The 20,126-nt window shown below is 40.1% G+C and carries 16 protein-coding genes; 5 read left to right on the top strand and 11 right to left on the bottom strand.

What is annotated here, in order from left to right; translation table 11 throughout:
* Window positions 1–41 precede the first annotated feature (41 nt).
* Together R2S57_RS02365 and R2S57_RS02360 are read right to left on the bottom strand one after the other, a co-directional pair.
* Complete coding sequence (locus tag R2S57_RS02365; RefSeq protein WP_316843505.1) at window positions 42–572, bottom strand: biopolymer transporter ExbD; 531 nt, start codon at window positions 570–572, stop codon at window positions 42–44.
* 158 nt (window positions 573–730) lie between these two features.
* A complete protein-coding gene (locus R2S57_RS02360; protein ID WP_316843504.1) occupies window positions 731–1,261 on the bottom strand; it encodes a superoxide dismutase family protein in 531 nt (176 codons plus the stop codon).
* A gap of 119 nt (window positions 1,262–1,380) precedes the next feature.
* Here R2S57_RS02360 and R2S57_RS02355 point away from each other — a divergent pair, with 119 nt between their 5' ends.
* Window positions 1,381–1,728 (top strand): hypothetical protein, encoded by a 348-nt coding sequence (locus R2S57_RS02355; protein ID WP_316843503.1) that lies wholly within the window; start codon window positions 1,381–1,383, stop codon window positions 1,726–1,728.
* Between the two features lie 113 nt (window positions 1,729–1,841).
* On the top strand, window positions 1,842–2,693 hold the full coding sequence (locus R2S57_RS02350) for a DMT family transporter (protein ID WP_316843502.1): 852 nt from the start codon (window positions 1,842–1,844) through the stop codon (window positions 2,691–2,693).
* Here R2S57_RS02350 and R2S57_RS02345 read toward each other — a convergent pair whose 3' ends face one another.
* Together R2S57_RS02345 and R2S57_RS02340 are read right to left on the bottom strand one after the other, a co-directional pair.
* A complete protein-coding gene (locus R2S57_RS02345; protein ID WP_316843501.1) occupies window positions 2,694–2,978 on the bottom strand; it encodes a putative quinol monooxygenase in 285 nt (94 codons plus the stop codon).
* On the bottom strand, window positions 2,950–3,579 hold the full coding sequence (locus R2S57_RS02340) for an NAD(P)H-dependent oxidoreductase (RefSeq protein ID WP_316843500.1): 630 nt from the start codon (window positions 3,577–3,579) through the stop codon (window positions 2,950–2,952). The genes R2S57_RS02345 and R2S57_RS02340 overlap by 29 nt, the downstream gene beginning before the upstream one ends.
* 98 nt (window positions 3,580–3,677) lie before the next feature.
* On the opposite strand from R2S57_RS02340, the gene R2S57_RS02335 reads away from it, so the two are divergent.
* The gene (locus tag R2S57_RS02335; protein WP_316843499.1) at window positions 3,678–4,580 is read left to right on the top strand and encodes a LysR family transcriptional regulator; all 903 of its coding nucleotides are present in this window, start codon (window positions 3,678–3,680) and stop codon (window positions 4,578–4,580) included.
* An 88-nt stretch (window positions 4,581–4,668) separates the two neighbouring features.
* Window positions 4,669–7,164, top strand: coding sequence for a PAS domain S-box protein (locus tag R2S57_RS02330; protein WP_316843498.1), 2,496 nt, complete (start codon window positions 4,669–4,671; stop codon window positions 7,162–7,164).
* Between the two features lie 216 nt (window positions 7,165–7,380).
* Here R2S57_RS02330 and R2S57_RS02325 read toward each other — a convergent pair whose 3' ends face one another.
* Window positions 7,381–9,387, bottom strand: coding sequence for a urocanate hydratase (locus R2S57_RS02325; RefSeq protein WP_316843497.1), 2,007 nt, complete (start codon window positions 9,385–9,387; stop codon window positions 7,381–7,383).
* A gap of 19 nt (window positions 9,388–9,406) precedes the next feature.
* Complete coding sequence (gene hutH / locus R2S57_RS02320; protein WP_316843496.1) at window positions 9,407–10,942, bottom strand: histidine ammonia-lyase; 1,536 nt, start codon at window positions 10,940–10,942, stop codon at window positions 9,407–9,409.
* A gap of 76 nt (window positions 10,943–11,018) precedes the next feature.
* Here hutH and R2S57_RS02315 point away from each other — a divergent pair, with 76 nt between their 5' ends.
* Complete coding sequence (locus R2S57_RS02315) at window positions 11,019–11,912, top strand: LysR family transcriptional regulator (protein ID WP_316843495.1); 894 nt, start codon at window positions 11,019–11,021, stop codon at window positions 11,910–11,912.
* Between the two features lie 99 nt (window positions 11,913–12,011).
* Here the strand turns inward: R2S57_RS02315 and R2S57_RS02310 are convergent, their stop codons facing one another.
* The 5 genes from R2S57_RS02310 to R2S57_RS02290 form a co-directional block, all read right to left on the bottom strand.
* The gene (locus R2S57_RS02310; protein ID WP_316843494.1) at window positions 12,012–12,542 is read right to left on the bottom strand and encodes a hypothetical protein; all 531 of its coding nucleotides are present in this window, start codon (window positions 12,540–12,542) and stop codon (window positions 12,012–12,014) included.
* Window positions 12,543–12,710: 168 nt separating this feature from the next.
* A complete protein-coding gene (locus R2S57_RS02305; protein WP_316843493.1) occupies window positions 12,711–13,025 on the bottom strand; it encodes a hypothetical protein in 315 nt (104 codons plus the stop codon).
* Between the two features lie 542 nt (window positions 13,026–13,567).
* On the bottom strand, window positions 13,568–14,125 hold the full coding sequence (locus R2S57_RS02300; RefSeq protein ID WP_316843492.1) for a hypothetical protein: 558 nt from the start codon (window positions 14,123–14,125) through the stop codon (window positions 13,568–13,570).
* A gap of 10 nt (window positions 14,126–14,135) precedes the next feature.
* Window positions 14,136–18,785 carry an RHS repeat-associated core domain-containing protein gene (locus tag R2S57_RS02295; RefSeq protein WP_316843491.1) on the bottom strand — a complete coding sequence of 1,550 codons (4,650 nt, stop codon included), beginning with the start codon at window positions 18,783–18,785 and terminating at the stop codon, window positions 14,136–14,138.
* Window positions 18,786–18,835: 50 nt separating this feature from the next.
* Complete coding sequence (locus R2S57_RS02290) at window positions 18,836–20,116, bottom strand: hypothetical protein (protein WP_316843490.1); 1,281 nt, start codon at window positions 20,114–20,116, stop codon at window positions 18,836–18,838.
* Window positions 20,117–20,126 lie beyond the last annotated feature (10 nt).

The following is a 20,126-nucleotide window of genomic DNA, read 5'->3' as shown; positions in this document are numbered from 1 at the left end:
ATCCGCTGTTTTTTAAGCAGATTCCTTTAAGAACAGCTTATTTAGAGCCCATTATTTTTCATAAATTCTACCTCCTTTTCGGCGATATGATCATCGTCGATGGTATATGATTTAATATTGGCAATCTTCATCTCATCAATTACATCGACAAAATCCTGAAACCTGGAGGTTTTACTGGGTTTGATGATGACGATCATATATTTGACAGGATTATGCTGATGGGTTTCGGCAACCAGCTTCTCGTTTGAAATGATTTCTTTTTGAATGGTTGCCACTGGGATAACTTTCATATTGGCCTTTTCTATTGTGCCCATGTAACAAACGGCCTTGTTATTTTTTCCCAACAAAATCGTCATGGTTCGCGATTCTGGATACGGTTCGATTACACCATCGTCCTTAACAGGTTTGGCTATATCCGCCGCATTTAACGAGCCTAATGACGTGGTGAGCATAAAAAATGTGGTTAATAGAAACATCAGATCTACCATTGCGGTAAGATCTACCCTTGGGGTTGGTTTTTTGGTTCTTCCTTTTGCAGCCTTGCCGCTTTGAGATTCGTTTAGCGTTGCCATAATAATTTAGGTTTTTTAATCATGATGACAAGGCAGATCAAATTGCATAAAAAAAGCGGTTAAAAATTTAACCGCTTTTCTTGCACTGAGCTCGTTGATTATATTCCTATCATTTATTACAATTAGTCTTCGACAGGCTTAGACTGACACATCAAGCATTACTTCACCGCCTCAATCACCCCGCAACCTACCCTTGGCCCCGAGTTGCCTGTCGGTTGAGTGGTATAATCGTCGGTACCGCCATGCACAATAATGCCACGACCTATAATATTTTTAATATCGCCTTCTTTAATGCTCCATCTATCAGTGGATACCGAAAGTGTGGCGTGGCCTTTACTGTCCAGTTTAATATTGCCAATATCACCACTATGATAAGCTGCAGAACCCCATTTTCCGTGGACCTCTTTGGTTGGATTCCAATGGCCGTGTGTATTTTCGCCCATATTGCTACAATCGCCGTGTTCGTGAAAGTGTACCGCAACATTGCTGTCGGCACGTGCCGCAAAATTCATCTCAATATCCATTTTAATTTTTCCATCACTCAATTCGTAAAATTTCACTGTACCAATGGTTTTGGTGTTATCAGCAGTTTCGGTTAATGTTGCCTGAGCAATTTCTTTGTCGGTTTTGGTACAGGCACTTACAAATGCAAGACCCGCAACGGCTAAGCTTAAAAGGTATTTTTTCATTTTATTAAAATTTAGTTCACATACGAAACACATTGACAATCATTTAGTTTGATCTAAAACAGATACAGGTAAAACCATTTGCATTACCACTTGTTTAATCAGTATAAAATCGTATAACTATGGAACAGCCAACTGCAATGAATACTTTGAGTCAAATTTTGGAGAAATTGAGGCTGAAAGGAAAAGATAATGAACTTAAAATGTCTGATCACGGTAAGATGCAAAGTAAATCGTTGGGTAAAATTTACAAGCCTGAGGATTTGACTATCGTTAAAACCTACCGCTTTGAGGGAGATTCAGATCCGGCAGATAACTCTGTGCTTTATCTTTTAGAAGATCAGGATAAAAATATTGGGTATATATTAGATGCTTATGGCATCTATTCAGATAACGAAGGGCCATCTTTTGACGATTTCTTAAAAAAGATCCCAACTGAAAACCGAGACGAGCAGGAATTGTTCAGTTAAGAACCTTAAAACACAGAACAGGGAGAATTGGTATAATCTGATTCTCCCTTTTTTATTTAAAAAAAATAGGAAAGTTATAATTCCGTAATTTTGCGCCTCATTTACGAGCCCTGATGAAAAGCAAAATCAATATTCCACCAATACCAGCTGTTTTACTGTCAATTATCAGTGTGCAGTGTGGGGCGGCAATTGCAAAAGGGCTTTTCCCGCAGATCGGGGCAGCAGCAACTGCATCTTTAAGGATCGGTTTATCTGCTGTGATCTTATTGATTGCTTTCCGGCCAAACCTGCTTAAATTAAATGCCAAACAGTGGAAATACGTAATTTTATATGGCGTTTGTTTAGGCGTAATGAACATGGTATTTTATATGGCCATTGCCCGCATTCCAATTGGTTTAGGCGTAACCCTAGAATTTGTTGGGCCGTTAGGACTGGCCATTTTCGGGTCGAAAAAACCTGTTGATTTTCTTTGGGTAATACTGGCCGCCACAGGGATTGCACTAATTGCTCCCTGGACAAGCACCGGTTTAAATGTTGGAGGAGTACTACTGGCACTTTTGGCGGGTGTATTTTGGGCAGCTTATATTATACTCGGAGGTAGGATTTCCAAAATCATGAAAGGTGGCGATGCCGTGGCCATTGGGATGTTATTTGCGACCATAGTTATTTTGCCCTTTGGGATTTATGGTGGTGGCTTAGGTACTTTGAACCCTAAATTACTAGGTTTAGGAGCAGCGCTTGCGCTATTATCAAGCGCCATTCCTTTTACCCTCGAAATGAGGGCACTTAAACAGCTTCCCGCCAGGACTTTTAGTATTCTAATGAGCCTTGAACCCGCTATGGCATCGTTGGCAGCCCTGGTTTTCCTACACGAATACCTCTCGCTAAAAGAATGTTTTGCAGTGGCTTTTGTGGTGATCGCCTCAGCCGGCTCTTCCTTAACCGCCAGGCGAGCTAAATTATAACTAAGCCAGTTTTTCTGTTTTGTAAATTACAATATCTTCTGTAAGTGTAGCGGCCTGTTCAACAAAGGCTAAAATATAGGGTTGTTTATTGTGTACATCTAAACTCGGTTGATCTTTCCATTCTTCCTGAAAAATGAAAGTACGGTTGCTTGCAGACTCGTGCAGATCGTATTGGATACAGGCTTCTTCTTTGCGCGAATTTTCGACCATATCCAATAATACAGCCCTTAAAGCTGTAATGGTTTCTTTTTTACTTTTAACTATTGCTGTTAGATAAATGCTCATATACTTCTGTATTTAAAAAAATTTGGGTTAAATGTTCCTGATGTAACTTAAGGGCACTGATGATATCGGCGTTTTTTTCCACGTCGTGAAAATGAATGCCATCTATCCTTTCCATTCCGGTAAAAGCATTCATTCTATGGAAACCGAATAACACGCCGTCATCTACACTCGTTTCCATAAAAAACTCTTCAGGAAGTGTAAAGGCTTCTTTTGGCGCGTTCCATGATGAAGTTACCATATATTTCCGACCATGCAACATGCCACCGGTACCATAATTCCGGGTTGGGTTATCCGCTTTACGGCCATCACTTACATAAATCCCTTTCTTATGGCCTTCGGTAAAGACTACATCAATGTACTTTTTAAATCCATGTGGCAACTGGAACCACCAGATCGGGGTATGATATATCACCACATCGGCCCAAACATATTTCTCTACTTCTTCCTTTGGGTTGTAATTGTGGTTAATGTTTGTTGTTTTCACTTCAAATCCTTCTGCTGATGAAAAGAAATCGGCTGTGGCGTTGGCTATTGTTTCGTTAAACAGGCCTCCAGAGTGACCAAATTTTTGTCCGCCGTTGATGATGAATATTTTTCTCATTTCGTTTTCTATTTTGATAAGACAAAATTACAGCGCCTAAACCTATTATTAAAACAAGTTAATTCATAGATTTATATCAGAATTATAATAACAGGATTATGGTTAATTTAGAGTGGTATAGAAGTTTTAAGGCGATTTATAAAACAGGAACCTTAACGGGCGCAGCAGAAAACCTGTTTATTTCGCAACCTGGAGTAAGTTTACACTTAAGTTCTTTAGAAAGTTATGTGGGTTATAAACTTTTCGAACGTACAGGCCGGAAAATGATCCCTACCGAAAAGGGTAAAGTATTGTATAATTTCATCGTAGAACCGCTCAGCAAACTCGAGGATGCTGAAAAACACTTCCAAAAAAGTACGGAGAAACATACCCCCACCATTAGCGTGGGCATGTGCTTCGAAACTTTTCAGATCACACTCGAACAATATATTTCGACCTTGCCTTTTAACGTGATTATCCGTTTTGGCGAGTATCCGGAGATGCTTGATCAATTAGACAAAGGTATTTTAGACCTGATCATTACGCCTCAAAAAGGGAATTCGCCAAACATCGAACATGAAGCTTTTTCTTCTGAAACCATCGTTCTGGTAGGGGGCATAGAAACAGACGGACAGACTTTCGATTCGTTGGTGAAAAAGAAAGATCTTTCGGGAATGGAAGCCTGGTTAAAACAACAGAAATGGTACGGCACCGCAGGCGACATGGAGCACCTTTTACGTTTTTGGCAACTTAATTTCGGCAAACATGCTGATTTCCGACCTAATTATATTGTGCCCAACCTCAATTCGATTGTGCGCTGCCTATCGGGTGGGAATGGCCTGGCGATTATTCCCGATTTCCTTTGCAGAAAAGAAGTTGAAGATGGAAAGGTCAAGGTGATTTGGGAAGGCACATCAAAACTCACCAACACTTTATACTTTGGATGTAGAAAAAACACGCAATACGCATCAGAAATTCATATAATTAAAAACCTTTTTAAGGAGGTTATGGTTAGTATATAGTTTCTATAAAAAATGATCCTACTTAGGTTGGTCATTATTTTGAAACTTAGATAAAATATTTATTTTAGATCATCCCTAAAATTCCATAATGAGTCAATCCAGTCATCTTTTAAGTAACGATCAATTAATAGAAGTTTTTAATCTAACCCATACAGCAACAGCGGTGCATGTTGGAGAAAATGCCGTTATACAAGCGGCAAATGATGCGATGCTCAGGATTTGGGGGAAAGATAGAAGTGTGATCGGAAAATCGCTCGAAGATGCCTTGCCCGAATTAAAAGGACAACCTTTTATCGATATGTTTAGGAAGGTATGGCTCGAAGGCCTCGTAATTGCCGGAAAAGATACTGCTGCCGACATCATGATTGACGGTGAGCTGAAAACCTTTTATTTTGATTTTGAATATCGTGCTATAAAAAACGGAGAAGGAAAAACCATCTGCATTTTACATACTGCAATTGATGTAAGTGAACGCGTATTAAGACAGGAAGCAGTAGAAAGAGAACGTGAGAAAGCTGAAGCACTACAGCGCGAGCAGGCCCTGAACGAAGAGCTAGCCGCCACGGTAGAAGAACTGGCCGCTACCAACGAAGAGCTTGTGGCCACAAACGAAGAACTACAGGAAACACAAGAAACTTTACATGTTTTAAATAATGAACTCGAATTAAGGGTTGTTGAACGTTTTAACCAACTTTCGGAAAGCGAAAAACGTTTCAAAACCATGGCCGAGGGAACCGATATTTTCATTGCCGTTGGCGATGAAAATGGAAGCGCGATTTATTTCAACAAACCCTGGACCGTATTAACTGGCCGAACGATGAACGATCTCCTGGCCTTTGGCTGGGCGGATCTGATCCATCCTGAAGACCGCGAAGGGTATTTAAATATTTACCTTTCGGCCCTGGCCGAAAAAAAAGCATTTACCGGTGAGTTTAGAATCCTGACCAAAAAAGGTGATTACCGATGGCTGCTTGCCAATGGCCCGCCCCGTTTCCATGCCGACGGATCTTTTGCCGGTTACATCAGTTCTTGTATTGATATCACCGAAAGGAAACTGATCGAACTGGAACGGTTGAATTTAAATAAACTCATTGAAGCCAGTTCCGAATTTATCGCTTTAGCCAGATTAGATCTGTCTATCCAATATTTGAATCCTGCGGCCTTAAAAAAATTAGGCTGGGCGAATATTGTTAACAGGACCATTTTAGATTGTGTTTTCCCTGCCGACAGGCCCGCAGCCCAAAAACTTTTACCTGGAATTTTGCAGCGCATCAATTTCAGACAGGAAATCCGCTTCTGGAATGAAAAAACCGGAAATCCGTTTTGGATTGAATGGAATGGCTTCGCGATTAAAAATGAAAAAACGGATGAAGTAACCGCAATTGCTACGGTGAGTCCTGATATTACGGAACGAAAAATCTACCAGGAAGAACTTCAGGATATCAACATGGAAATGGCGGCAGCAAATGAAGAACTGGCTACCACCAACGAAGAACTGGCCCAAACACACGAAGACCTGATCCAATATACCAAAAAATTGGCTGATAGCGAAGAAAAGCTACTTCAGGCTATTGATACCGGCAGGATGGGTACCTGGAGCATAAACCCAAAGACCCTCGAAGTGACCACGTCGGGTTTCGTTAAAAATTTACTTGGCTTACCGCATGATGAACCTGCTAAGATGGAGACGATTATAAAAGCCATCAATCCAGAGTACCACAACATGCTCAATGCCGCATTAGAAAATGCTTTGAACAATCATTTATCGAGCGACAATGAATATCCTATCAATAATTTAATTACTGGCGAAGAAAAATGGGTTAGGGCAACCGGACGTGTGTTCGAAGATCAACATGGCAACGCTACAGAGTATTCGGGGCTTTTTATTGATATTACCGAACAGAAACTTGATGAATTGCGTAAAAATGACTTCATTGGAATGGTGAGTCATGAATTAAAAACCCCATTAACGGCCATCAATGGATTTGTTCAGGTTTTACAGCGTAAGGCTAAAAAAGACGAAGATCAGTATGCGATTATTGCATTAGATAAAGCACATAGCCAGATCAGGAAAATGACAACTATGATTAATGGTTTCTTAAATGTATCCCGTTTGGAGTCGGGCAAACTGCTGATCGAAAAAAGCAACTTTAACCTGGATGAGCTACTGAAAGAAACCATCGAGGAAACTTATATTTCGCAATCGTCGCATCAGATTATATTAAATCCAACCTGTAATGTTACCCTTAATGCCGATCGGGATAAAATTGGTAATGTAATTTCGAACCTGATCAGTAACGGATTAAAATATTCGGATAATGGAACACGCATCGAAGTAACCTGTAAATTGCATGATACGCAGGTCGAGATTCAGATCAAAGATGAAGGTATAGGCATAAAACCTGATGATATTGAGAAACTGTTTGAACGTTATTACCGAGTGCAAGGCAACCATACCATTTCTGGCTTTGGCATTGGGCTTTATTTAAGTGCCGAAATTATAGAAAGACATGGTGGCCGGATTTGGGCCGAAAGTGAAGAAGGCCAGGGTTCTGTTTTTCATTTTACTTTGCCTTTGAGTTAATTTTACCGCAAAGAATACAAAGATTTCGCAAAGGGCGCTGAGTATTTTAAGAAAGTCGCCACTGCATAAATCTGCACAATCTATATTTTGTTTGTCATTCTGATCCGATAGCTATCGGATGAAACGAAGAATCTTTCACATCAACACAGCTTTAAGTGTAAAAAGATTCTTCACTGCGTTCAGAATGACAACGATATATTTCTCGTCAACAAAAATCTAATTTATTTCCAATTGATCCAATATCGCATCATCAACTAAATTCGGCAGCGTAATTTTTAAAGTACCCGTGCGTTTCATTTCGCGTTCAATGGCAAAACGGGCTTCTTTATTACGGGCCCAGCTTCTTCTGGCAATGCCATTGTTCACGTCGTAAAAAAGCATATTCTGCAATTTTTCAGCCGCTTGTTCACTTCCATCGAGCACCATTCCAAAACCACCGTTTATCACTTCGCCCCAGCCCACTCCACCACCATTATGGATCGAAACCCAGGTTGCACCCCTAAAACTATCACCTATTACATTATGAATGGCCATATCGGCCGTAAACCGGCTTCCATCATAGATATTACTCGTCTCCCTAAATGGAGAATCCGTTCCACTTACATCATGGTGATCCCGGCCCAAAATAACCGATGCTGATAACTCACCTGTTTTAATCGCCTCATTAAACCGCAAAGCGATCTTCGCCCGGCCTTCTGAATCTGCGTATAAAATCCTGGCCTTTGAGCCAACCACGAGTTTATTCTCTTTTGCCGCAGTAATCCAGTTAATGTTATCCTGTAACTGTTGCTGTATTTCGGATGGGGCAGTCAATTTAATTTCTTCCATCACCTCTTTGGCCATTCGATCGGTCAAATCGAGATCTTTTTCATCACCCGAAGCACATACCCACCTAAACGGACCAAAACCATAATCGAAACACAAGGGGCCTAGAATATCTTCTACGTAAGAGGGATATCTAAAATCTACTCCATTTGGTGCCATCACATCTGCACCTGCCCTACTGCATTCCAACAAAAAGGCATTTCCATAATCGAAAAAGTATGTGCCCTTGGCCGTATGATTGTTAATGCTTCTAGCCTGCCTTTTTAACGAATCCCGGACATAAATTTTGATTTTATCAGCTGCATTTGCCATCATATCATTTGCATCTTCAAAACTTAACTCGACAGGATAATAGCCCCCTGAATATGGGTTATGCAGCGATGTTTGATCTGAACCGATGGCTACCTCAATATTTTCGGCATCAAGTCGCTCCCAAACATCAACCACATTGCCAATATAGGCGAGGGATACAGCTTCTTTTGCTTCCTGAGCAATCTTTATCCTTTTTACCAGTTCATCTAAATTATCGATCAGTTCATCTACCCAACCCTGTTGATGTCTTTTTGTTGCAGCCTGTGGGTTAACTTCAGCGCAAACCGTAATACAGCCCACAATATTACCGGCTTTGGTTTGTGCACCGCTCATGCCACCCAATCCGGCAGTGAGAAAGATTTTACCTGCTACATCTTTTCCATAAAATCCTTTCTTTCGAAAGGCGTTCATTAAAGTAATTGCCGTTCCGTGCACAATGCCCTGTGGACCAATATACATGTACGAACCTGCCGTCATTTGCCCATATTGGGTTACACCTAATGCATTAAATTTTTCAAGATCTTCCGGTGCAGAATAATTGGGAACCATCATGCCATTGGTAACCACCACACGAGGTGCGGCAATGCTCGATGGAAATAAGCCCTGTGGATGTCCGCTATAAATATTCAGCGTTTGCCGATCGGTCATCGTAGCAAGGTACTGCATGGTTAATAAATATTGTGCCCAGTTTTGGAATACACTCCCATTTCCACCATATGTAATTAGCTCTTCCGGATGCTGTGCGATGGCCGGATCCAGATTATTCTGGATCATGAGCATAATTGCTGCGGCATGTGGCGTACAACAAGGGTATTCAGCTATCGGTCTTCCATAAATCGCATAATCGGGTTTAAAACGGTACATGTAAATATGTCCGTAATTTTCCAGTTCAGTTAAAAATTCTTGTGCAAGTTCCTGATGCCATACTTCAGGAAAATAACGCAATGCATTTTTGATGCTCAGTTTTTTCTCTTCTGTATTTAAAACTGCCCGCCGTACGGGAGCATGGCTTAATGCTGTATCTCTATTCTTTTTTGCTGGTAATACTGAAGGAATCCCCGCCAATAGCTGTGCTTTAAAATCCATATTTTGTAATTTTAGATTCTTAATTCAATTTCGACTCAGCCCTTTTTGCAACAGCTACAATTCTGCCTTTTTGTACCATTTCGATCGCATTTTCCATGCGGTCGTACATGATCTGATCTTCTTCAAAATGATCAATTTCGGTCCGCACAAAATCATGCACCGCAGCCATTATTTTGCCTGGTTTTAAGGGATGATGATAATCAATGGCCTGTGCGGCACAGAACAGTTCGATACCCAGGATTTTCTCTACGTTTTCAATTACCTGAAGTGCTTTACGACCGCTGATGGAACCCATACTTACATGATCTTCCTGCCCCAAAGAAGTTGGAATACTATCGGCACTGGCAGGGAAACAAAGTCCTTTATTTTCGCTGGCCAAAGCGGCTGAGGTATATTGAACAATCATAAAGCCCGAATTTAATCCGGTTTCCTTCATTAAAAGTTTAGGCACGCCGGGAGTATTTCCTTCTAAAGAAAGGTAAATACGCCTGTCACTGATGTTCCCGATTTCCGAAGCGGCTAAACAGGCATAATCGAGTGGTAAAGCCAGGGGCTGACCATGGAAATTGCCGCCACTGATCGTTAAATCATCGCTAAATATTACGGGGTTATCCGTTACCGAATTCAGTTCGATTTCTAAAGCTTCTTTTAAATGTAACCAAGCCGTTCTGGAAGCGCCATGCACCTGTGGAATACACCTTAATGAATATGGATCTTGTACTTTGGCGCAATCGGCATGTGATTTCATAATTTCAGAACCTTGCAATAGCTTCCTTACTTGCCCTGCCACAGCAATATTGGCCGGGTAAGGCCTTAACTGATGAAGCGCTGCATGAAAAGGTTTTTCAGAGCCCTGCAGGCCTTCAATCATCATGGCAGCAATAATATTAGCAGCATCGAGTACATTTTCCAGGCGCTGTACCACTTTAACTGCATGGGCAGCAATAAACTGGGTACCGTTAATTAACGCCAGGCCTTCTTTTGGACCCAATTGCAAAGCCTCCATTTGATATTCTGCTAAAAGCTGGGCTGTAGCAATAATTTCATCTCTATAATGCACCTTACCTAAACCAATTAAAGGTAAAAACAGATGCGACAAGGGTGCAAGATCGCCAGAAGCACCAACGGAGCCTTGTTTGGGCACTACTGGTGTAGCACCGATTTCCAAAAACCAGATCATCCGATCGAGCGTTTCGATCTGAATACCCGAATAACCCTGAGCCAAAGCCTGCAGCTTTAAAACCAGCATCAGTTTAGCTATTTCGCTATCTATTGGTTCGCCAACACCAACCGCATGGCTTTTCAAAATATTCTCTTGTAATTTACGGGTGTCAACTGCCGAAATCATGGAAGTACATAATGGACCAAAACCGGTATTGATGCCATAAACCGCTTTACCAGAAATGGCAATCCGTTCGACCACTTTACTACTTTCGAGCACTTTATCCCGGGTATCTGCACTCAATACGCCTTTGATCTCACCATTGCTGATGGCCAAAGCCAGTTTAGCGGTTAAATGATCTGTTCCGTAATTAAAAATCTGTTGCTCGCTCATGTTCGAAAGGTTTTAAACAAAAATAAGCCCTATATTTGATACCTATAAATACCAATTACATCATCATGTAATAACCATGGGTTATCAAATCGAACTTAGGCATTTAAAATATTTTCAGGTGTTGGCCGAGGAACTGAAATTTAGAAAGGCTGCCGACCGCCTTTTTATTTCCCAGCCAGGACTGAGCCGACAGATTAAACAAATGGAGGAAATTTTTAACGCCCCACTATTCGATCGGACGAAGAAAAAGGTAGAGCTTACCGAAGCTGGACTCTACCTTAAAGATGAGGTAGATTTTCTTTTCAGCCATATCGAAAACATTAAAAAACAGGTCAGCAATATTAATGAGGGCAAACAGGGTGAACTCAGGATTGGTTTTTTAGGCTCAGCGGCACAAAAAATTGTGCCTGAAGTGATTTTTAAGCTTAATAAAGACTTCCCGGAAATCAGAACTAACCTGGATGAAATGCCCAATAAGTTACAGGTCGAGTTATTGGAAAAAGACATGCTCGACGTAGGTTTTGTGCGGATGCAACAGTTTAAACCGGGCATTTCCAAACACATGATCCATCAGGATACTTTTTCTCTGGTATTACCCAAAAGCCACCCCATGAAAAAGGCAAGTTTTGAAGCGGTAAAAAAATTGGGTAACGAACCTTTCATCTTTTTTTCGAGTGATGACAGTCCATTTTACTATGACCTGATGATGAGCATTTGCGAGGACCATGGTTTTAAACCCAAAACCTATCACAAATCAGTTAATGCACTCACCATTTACAAACTGGTTGAAGAAGGTTTGGGCATTGCCATTGTACCCACTGCCCTGCAATATGGCTATCAGGAAAACGTGAAGTTTGTGGAGCTTAAACATATTCCACAAAGAACTGAGCTGTATATGATCTGGAAAGAATCGAACCGGAACCCGGCATTAAAAAATGTAATTAAACTGTTGTTGCAGGATAAGGTTTAGCGCGTTTGTACGCTAAATTCATTTTAACGAAAAAAGGGTACAACAATCCGCGATGCCCAATATTTTAAGTTTTTCCCATTTAGCCAAAATTGATCAACATTATTCTTTCTGATAAAAAAGCTTTGAGAGGATGGTAATTCTTACCAATCTATCGTTCTGAAAGTCATAGTAGTGATGGATATCTCCGGTTTTTGACGACAATTCGACAACCCTTGCATTACTACTAGCGTTTTCAGAGATGTTTAGTTTTTTTAAAAAGTCTGACCGATCCATTCCGATCATGATGTCATTTTGAAGTGGCATTCCTTTATTCAAAATGATAGCATTTATCGTTTCTATTTTTTTGGTATCCTTGTTGGCATAAAATCTCACAAAACTTCCACCCACATTAAATGTTCTCGTTGCTTCCTTTTTTTCGTCTTGATAAGGCCTAACGTATGAAATCTTCGAACGAAGCACACTTATGTCTTGATTTTTAAAAGACTTGAAATCTTGAAACATACCAAAGGGATATCGTAAAAATTCATCTCCGTGAATGACGTGAAGGGTATCAAGGGCGGTAGCTTTAGCCGGTAAACTGATGCAATAAAGCATCGAAAGGGATAATAAGAACGTTTTAAAATATTTCATTTGAATAGCGCTAAGTTGATTATATTAAACAAGATGCAAATGGGACTCAATAGGTTGCATGATGAGTGAAATAAATTTAATGAGCTAGACCGTTTATAATATATTTCCTCCTACCAAATTTTAATCTTAACCAGTCGCACCAATATTATCTATTTTACCAACGAAGTTTTAAAACCATCTTCTTGTTGCTACATTTTGATAGAAAAAATCTAAATCCTTTTGCTTGATATACTTTTTATCATATAAAAGATCTAGTATTTCATCCGCTATTTCCTGATCTTCATCACATCCAGTACTTTCAGCTAATATTAAAAGAGCTTTCTGAATTATTATCTCATCAGTATTATAATCAATGATGACTTTTTGTAATTTTTCTTTTAATTTTTTATTAAATAAATAATCTTCAATCTCATTTTCAAAAGACATTTCATAATACTGATTGATCTCTTGTTTTATTCTTTCTATATTGTTTAAAGCCTCCATAATATTTACTTAGTAAGCACCTTTCAGTATTTCGTCATCGAAAAACTCTTCATCTTCTGCAGCATTACTCTTATCTTACACCCAGATAATTAAATCGCTGCCAAATAGTTATGCTTTCGTAACCGAGCCAACGATTCTTGTGAATACCTTCTGATGCAAGCATAAACTTAGCGCTAAAAGGCACAAGCCCCCTCTATGTGGACGTTTGTGCTAGGCTATAACCGGAAATCGGATTCATTATTTGATCATATTTCAGTCAACAATAGTATCCTAAGTAGGATATAACAAGCGCATATTCTTCTAGCACAACGCATTTCTAAATTGAAGTTTCATTCTTAATCAATAAATGTATCATATTCTCTGTAATAATTTATTGCCTTAATAAAATCTTCCGCTCCTGAGTTCGGAGATTAAAGTCTGCGAAAAGACTGTCTAAGGCAATTCACAGATCCAATATCACTTTTGGTAATTTTTATCTTCTGCTTTGTTAAACAATCCTTCTTCAACCAAGTAATTATTAATCTTTGGTCATGAATACTCAGCTATCCAAATTGAAAAAACCCTACTATTATATCTTCTTTTTTACTGTATATGTAAATAGCCCCGTAACCTAAAGGATAATCTCCATTTAGCGTATTGTCGGAATAATAATCTTCATCTATCTGCATCAAGAAATTATATCCATCCTCCTCAATTTTTTCAAAGTAATAATTCTCATCTTGTAATAAACGGGGACTATCACCAATTCTAATTAAGCCTAAATCATCACCATTAACGATTGAAAATGGGGTTAACGAACTTTTATTAATATTTTTATTTGTATAATTTTCATTTTCACTCTCATCAGTATAGTCGTGAACAAATAATTTAATACTACAGTCGGGATAGATGTTATGATCTATCATTAAATCATAATCTTTGGGTAAGAAAATTGAAATCATCTTATTCTGTGTCAAAGGATTTTCAACACATAAATAAAATTGGTACCCTTTTATTTCTACTTCCCGATGCTCAAATTCTATGGGAATATTACCACCTAAACGGCCTCTTAATTTCGATGAATATTCATCTATTTTTGAAATTTTATCGTTGGAAATCATATTATTAAAGTTAGTTACATTTAATTAATTTGTTTGTTTTTGCAAAATCTATCGCCTCGCTCCGTAACTCTAGTGCCTTTTTAGTCGCAAATTCTTTAGCATTTGCAGGTTCCCACCCTCTATTATTCACTAAATCATCATATATACCTCTTCTAGTTATTGCCGTATTTCGATTAATATTTTGCAAAGCAGTCATTTTTTTTAGCACATTAGGATTATGTAACCCATACTGCCTTTGAAGTTTAGAAATTGTTTTGTGCATAGCATTTTCCTGTAATGCCATTGCCGGATTTGTTGACGCAATGCCAGCAGTTCTTCCGGCAATTACTCCATTATTTCTCAACCAAGCATTTTGTAATAGCTCATGAGCAGAAAGGCCATCCTTTGCATGTACCGGGCTGCCATAACCAGCTATTCCAAATTCATTAATTAATCCAAATACATCGACATAATAATTATTATCACTAACATATCCGTAAAAGTTAGGGTTATTACCAAACAAACCAATAGGATCCTTGCTTACATATGTCCCACTTTCCGGATCATAATATCTAAAACGGTTATAATATAATCCTGTTTCTACATCCTCATACTGCCCCTGATACCGGAATGGTACAAATTCCCGATCACCGCTAAGTTTACGTATTTTCCCATAAATATCAACTTCGCAATCCCACACTTTTTTACCTGTATTATCAAAAGCCTGTACAGGTGTACCCAAATAATCGCTAATGATAGAATAATATTGGCCGTTAATGATTTTGGCACTAGGGGTAAATTTATTCTGATCGTACACCCAGGTAATTAGATCGTTGCCCAGCGGTTCCGTTTTATCGTAGCTGAGCAATCCATCTTCGTTTACTACCAGATTTGGCCGTTCAACAAGTCGATAGTTCCATTCATGGAGCAACAAACTACCATCCCAAACATAGCGGTAGATCACCCCCTCCCGGCCTCCCCCTTTTGGGGAGGAGCCATGAACAATCTTGGCTTTTCTTCTGCCTAAGGCATCGTATTCGAAACTTATGATCTCACCCTGTGGATTTTTAACCGCTTTCATCATGCCACTGGCCGCCCAGGCATAAGCCCAGTCGCCTTCTTTCCATTCTGGCAAATCCGGTTCGGCATCTGCCAGGATATCCAGCGCTTCCGCTTTGGGAATTTCAGGATTGGCCATTCCCCAGTTTAATTTTTTACCAAACAGACCATTGTCTTCTGGTTGAGAAACTTCCTCTTTGGCCAGACCGATAATATTACGCTTACTTTTCTGTACGAGGTTACCTTTGGCATCGTAACGGTAATACCATTGATCATCTTTAAGCAATTTGCCACCTTTATCGTAACGCCTGTCACTGCGGTCTGCGGTTTTATATAAGTTCCCTATTTCATCAGGATTTTTATAAATCACTTTGCCATCATCACTGTAACTTGCCGAAGCCAAACTACCAAAAGTATCGTACCTATAATTGATACTTCCACCTGTAATGCTATTTAAGCAGCTATTGAGTTTATCATTTGGCCCCCAGGCATATTGTTTAAAAGCAGTGATAGAACGACTGGTCTCAACCTTTTGGCTGATTGGATGGCCTTCGTGGTCATAATCGAATGTCGCCCTAACCCCACCGCTTAAACTGCGGCTGGTTTCCTGTCCGTTTTTATTCCGGCCAATGCTTGCTGTCCATTCTGCTGATCCGCCACATTTCGCTGCAATACCATTCAGATAACCTATTTCATCATAATCGTATTGAATATCGGCACCCAATGAACTTTTTAAACTGATCAGGTTCCCAAAAACATCGTATTGATAATTGATCTGGTAGCCATCCTGTATTTCCTGGCTAACCATACCCAGTAGATTGCGCTTAAAATTAACCGATGAATGTTCATTTTCTGCAGCAATAAGCAAACCAAGTTTATTGTACTGGAAAGCTTCATAAGTACCATCTTCATAGCTGCTATACACTAAACGCCCACTTAAGTCGTAATTGTGGTAAACGGCTTTACCATCTGCCTGTATAGTTTTAATAATCTGCCCATCCTGGTTGCGGATATGTTGTTGTTCTTGCCCATCGAAACCGATTTCCTTTACCACATCATCGTTGGCATCCCTTAAAAAGAGATATTCTTCGCCTTTTTCGTTGGTAATGGCCTTTAAATTTTCCCATTTATCATAGGTAAAATTAAGCGTCTGGGTGTTTTGATGTGATGAATTGCTGCTTCTCTTTTCTGTTTTTAGGCTACCCATTGGGGTATAAGCCATGTACCATTCTTCACGGCCATCAGTAGCGTAAACCGGAAGATCATAAGCGTCGTATTCGAAACGTAAAGGCTCTTCACCAAACTCTTTCACCAGGATAACACGGCCCATTTCATCACGCTCCCAAACCGTAGTTTGATTACCGTCAGGACTAAAACGGATCAACCGCCCGTAATTATCGTAAGTCCAGCGGCGGATATTGCCTTCGCTCGAAACCGATTCGATCACCTGGTTTAAACTGTTATAAGTCCAATGGACTTCATGCCCTTCATGATCACGGCAAAACACCGGTAATTTTTGCCCTTCGGTATAATAAAAATCGACTACCCTATTGTCTTTTTGTACATGTTTAAGCAATTGGTTCTGCTCGTTATATAGCCACGTTTCATTCGATCCAGCCGGATCACTCCTCAGAATGAGGTTATTGTTTTCATCACATGCGTACTGGTATTGTTCGCCATCTGCGGTATGGTAAGTTTTAATATTGCCCCGGTCGTCGTATTCGTAGCCGATTACCCTACCCTCAGGACTGGAAACCATTTTTTCTTCATTATAGCGATCGTACTCGTACCAGGTTTCACCACCCAATGCATCTACTTTTTTGTACACCAGATCGTTCTCATCATAATAATAACGTTCTATTTTTCCATCCCGATAATATACTTCGTTATATCCTTGCTCCGGGAAATAGCTTATCGATCCGCTCATAAAACCATCCCTACCTTCGGTATGGATTACACGGCCTTCTGCATCGTAAGTCCAGAAATAAACCATATTGTTCCGGTTCGTTCTTTTCACTACACGGTTGTTCTCATCATACTCAAAGCTGATGGCCTTACCAGCCCGATCATATACTTTGATCATATTGCCCCGCTGATCATAATCGTAAGTCGCCAACAAATCGCTGGTATTTTTATAGTGATAATAAACGGCTTTAATGGCGCTAGCAGATTCGTTGTGCTGCATTTCGAGCGCACGACCTGAATTTTCGACAATGCGGGATAAAAGTTGTTTTTGATAATAAAATGTAAGGCTGGTACCGCTGCTGTATTCGATCTGATTGACGCGATAGATATCACCATCTGGGCCGCCACTAAAAAGTATGTAAGTATAAATATCCTGATCGATGGTAAGCACCCAGGTATTTTCATCAGGCCTTTCCATCCAGAGTTTCTGGGCACGGTCGTATTGTTTACCTGAATATGCTTCGATATAAGGTAAAGGCATCACCATATTTTCGGTGGGGTGGTTAAACCCTACGATTCCAGCTTCAGCATCAGGGTAAATGTAAAGGTCGTAATTGTTATATACCTGATTACCTAACATACCCGCGTAGGGTTTGTCGCTGCGCCATACATTATTCCAGGCCAGTGTTTGACCGCCCGGCAGCTCAAAATCCGTCCATTCGAAGAACATGGCTCCTGTAACGAAATTGACAGGCTCAAAACCAAAGTGGCATTTCAGTTTTTTTAGCGGGTTGCCTCCAGCAAACATTTTGGCAAGCATTTTTTTCACGCCATTTAATGCCGCCTTAGATAAAGCCCCGCCCAATTTGGTAAGTCCCCTCATAATACCAATAGCGGCAAAGCGCATTAAATATTCTTTCAGTGTGTAATTATGCGGTGCAAATTTACCACCAACCAATACGGGTTTACCGGTATTAATCTGCACATACATGCTTAATAAATCACTATAAAAAGCGAAATAAGCCAATGGATTTTTCTTTAACTTACCAGGTACGGTAGGCAATGGTTTTAAACCCATTGGCGGGCACCAACAGGTTAGTACCTGGCCGGGATTAGAACCACTCATTTCTGATCCCTGCCCTTTTACAGTAGTAGAACCCCAATACACTTCGCCTTCGTGTGGCGAACCCGGAATATTTACAATAAAATAAACCGGTATGGAACTGATGTGTCTAAACGGAAGTAAAACCCCCATTACACTGGTAGTTGTAGTGGCTTTATGTCTGCCATGTACAAAAATAGAGCCGCCCATCGGGATGCTGGCCGCACCAATTAAACCTTGTGCAAATTTTGGAATAGGAATGTTAAACCGCAGGTAGTCCATCGGATCGAACACCATGCCAATGAACGGATGGGGTAAGGGCAAGGGTATGAATCCGAAAGATGGAGGAATGGGAATGGTTGTCCAATGAAAATCGATCGCCAGCACCACATCAAAATGTTTACTAACATGCTGCACAGCTGTATTGGCCATTGCGGGTTTTTTGGCTGTTAAAAGCTTTAACGTACTTTTTGCTGCAGGCGGATTACTTCCCGGAGCAACAGCTCCACCGCCGCCGCTACCTACAGCTTTTGGTTCGGCTTTGGTTAAACTCGCAGATAGGCTGATTGACCTATCGATAGCCATATTCGGTTTACTTGCTTTTACTTTTTTCATCCGTATAGTTTTTTAAGGCAATGTTATTTTCATTTTATTGCCGATCATCTTTACGACAATGGATTGGCGTGGTTCGCGGGCACTTCTGCCATCGATTTCCAGTCTTCTCCATAATCCTGTCTCATCTCCAGATCTAGTTTTTTGCCCTCAGGACTTCCTTCTCCATATTTTTTTAACATAATCGATGCGGTATAAGCCATCGAACTTTGTCGCCGTTTTTCTATCGGCATTTTCTTCGCAATTTCCAGGCATCTAACATAATACGTCATTGCTTTTGAAGAACCTGTTATTTTACTCTCCGAAAGCTGGCCAAGCAAACGGGTGCATTCCATGGCGATAAAATTGTTTTCAATCATTTCGGCAATCTTAATTGCTTTTTCGAAGTACTTTTTAGCTTCATCTTTACCGGCATGCGCTAATAAAAAGCTGCCATAACTCATATGGATATGTGCACTTAGCTGTGAGCGCTCTCCGGCCCGGGCCAAAGCCATTTCGTATTGTTGGCGCGCTTCGTTTTTTTTGTTTTTTATCGCTAAACTCTGTGCCAGCATAATCCTTGCAGCAACAACAGCTTCTTGCAACCCTTGTTTCTGGGCAATCACAATGGCGCGTTCCAAAACTGCATTGGCCTGCTCATGTTTCCCTTTACTCAAATAATTACTAGCAATCAATATCTGTTGCTGGTAATCGGCTTCAGGATCGTTTTTTTCGCGGTTGGTATGCGCCGCGGCATTCTGCATCAACTGGCTTACATCTATATTGAGCTTAAATTCTGTTCCCTGTTTTAATTTCTTTAACGTACGGTGTATATGGTGCTCGGTATAAACCAGTTTAATATTATGGTTATTTAATGTTTTAATACAACTGCAGCACTCGTTTATCCATTCGGAAAGACTAACAACATCATCAATAACTGTTGGTGCCAACTGAATATATATTTTCTTTGAGTTCAACTCCGGATAAAGACCACAAAGCCTTATCAAGGCCATAACAGGCACAAAGGCATCTGTTTTATAATCTTTTGCGTCACCTGATTCAACATCCCAAACAATGCCTTTACCAGTGTCTTTCTGCCATAAATCAAAGATTTCTTTCCACTCCCTCACTAAACTTTTACCATAATCATTTTTGTTGTTAAAACCTTGATAATGGAGCAGGAACATATCGTCGGTCCGGCTTTCTTCTGTTAACTGGTATTTGAAATAAGCTTCAAATAAATTTACCTCGTGCCGTTCACCTAAACAAAGAAACAGGGTTTCTGATGGATGTTGTCTTACTACTTGTTGCCATTGTTTATCTATTTTAAATAGTTCGAGTTGTATCGGATTCATTGGAGCTTAA

The sequence above is a fragment of the Pedobacter psychrodurus genome (assembly GCF_032678585.1).
GTDB classification, from domain to species: Bacteria; Bacteroidota; Bacteroidia; order Sphingobacteriales; family Sphingobacteriaceae; genus Pedobacter; species Pedobacter psychrodurus_A.
The sequence above is the reverse complement of the archived record's forward strand: the minus strand, read 5'-3'. Positions and strand labels throughout refer to the sequence as shown.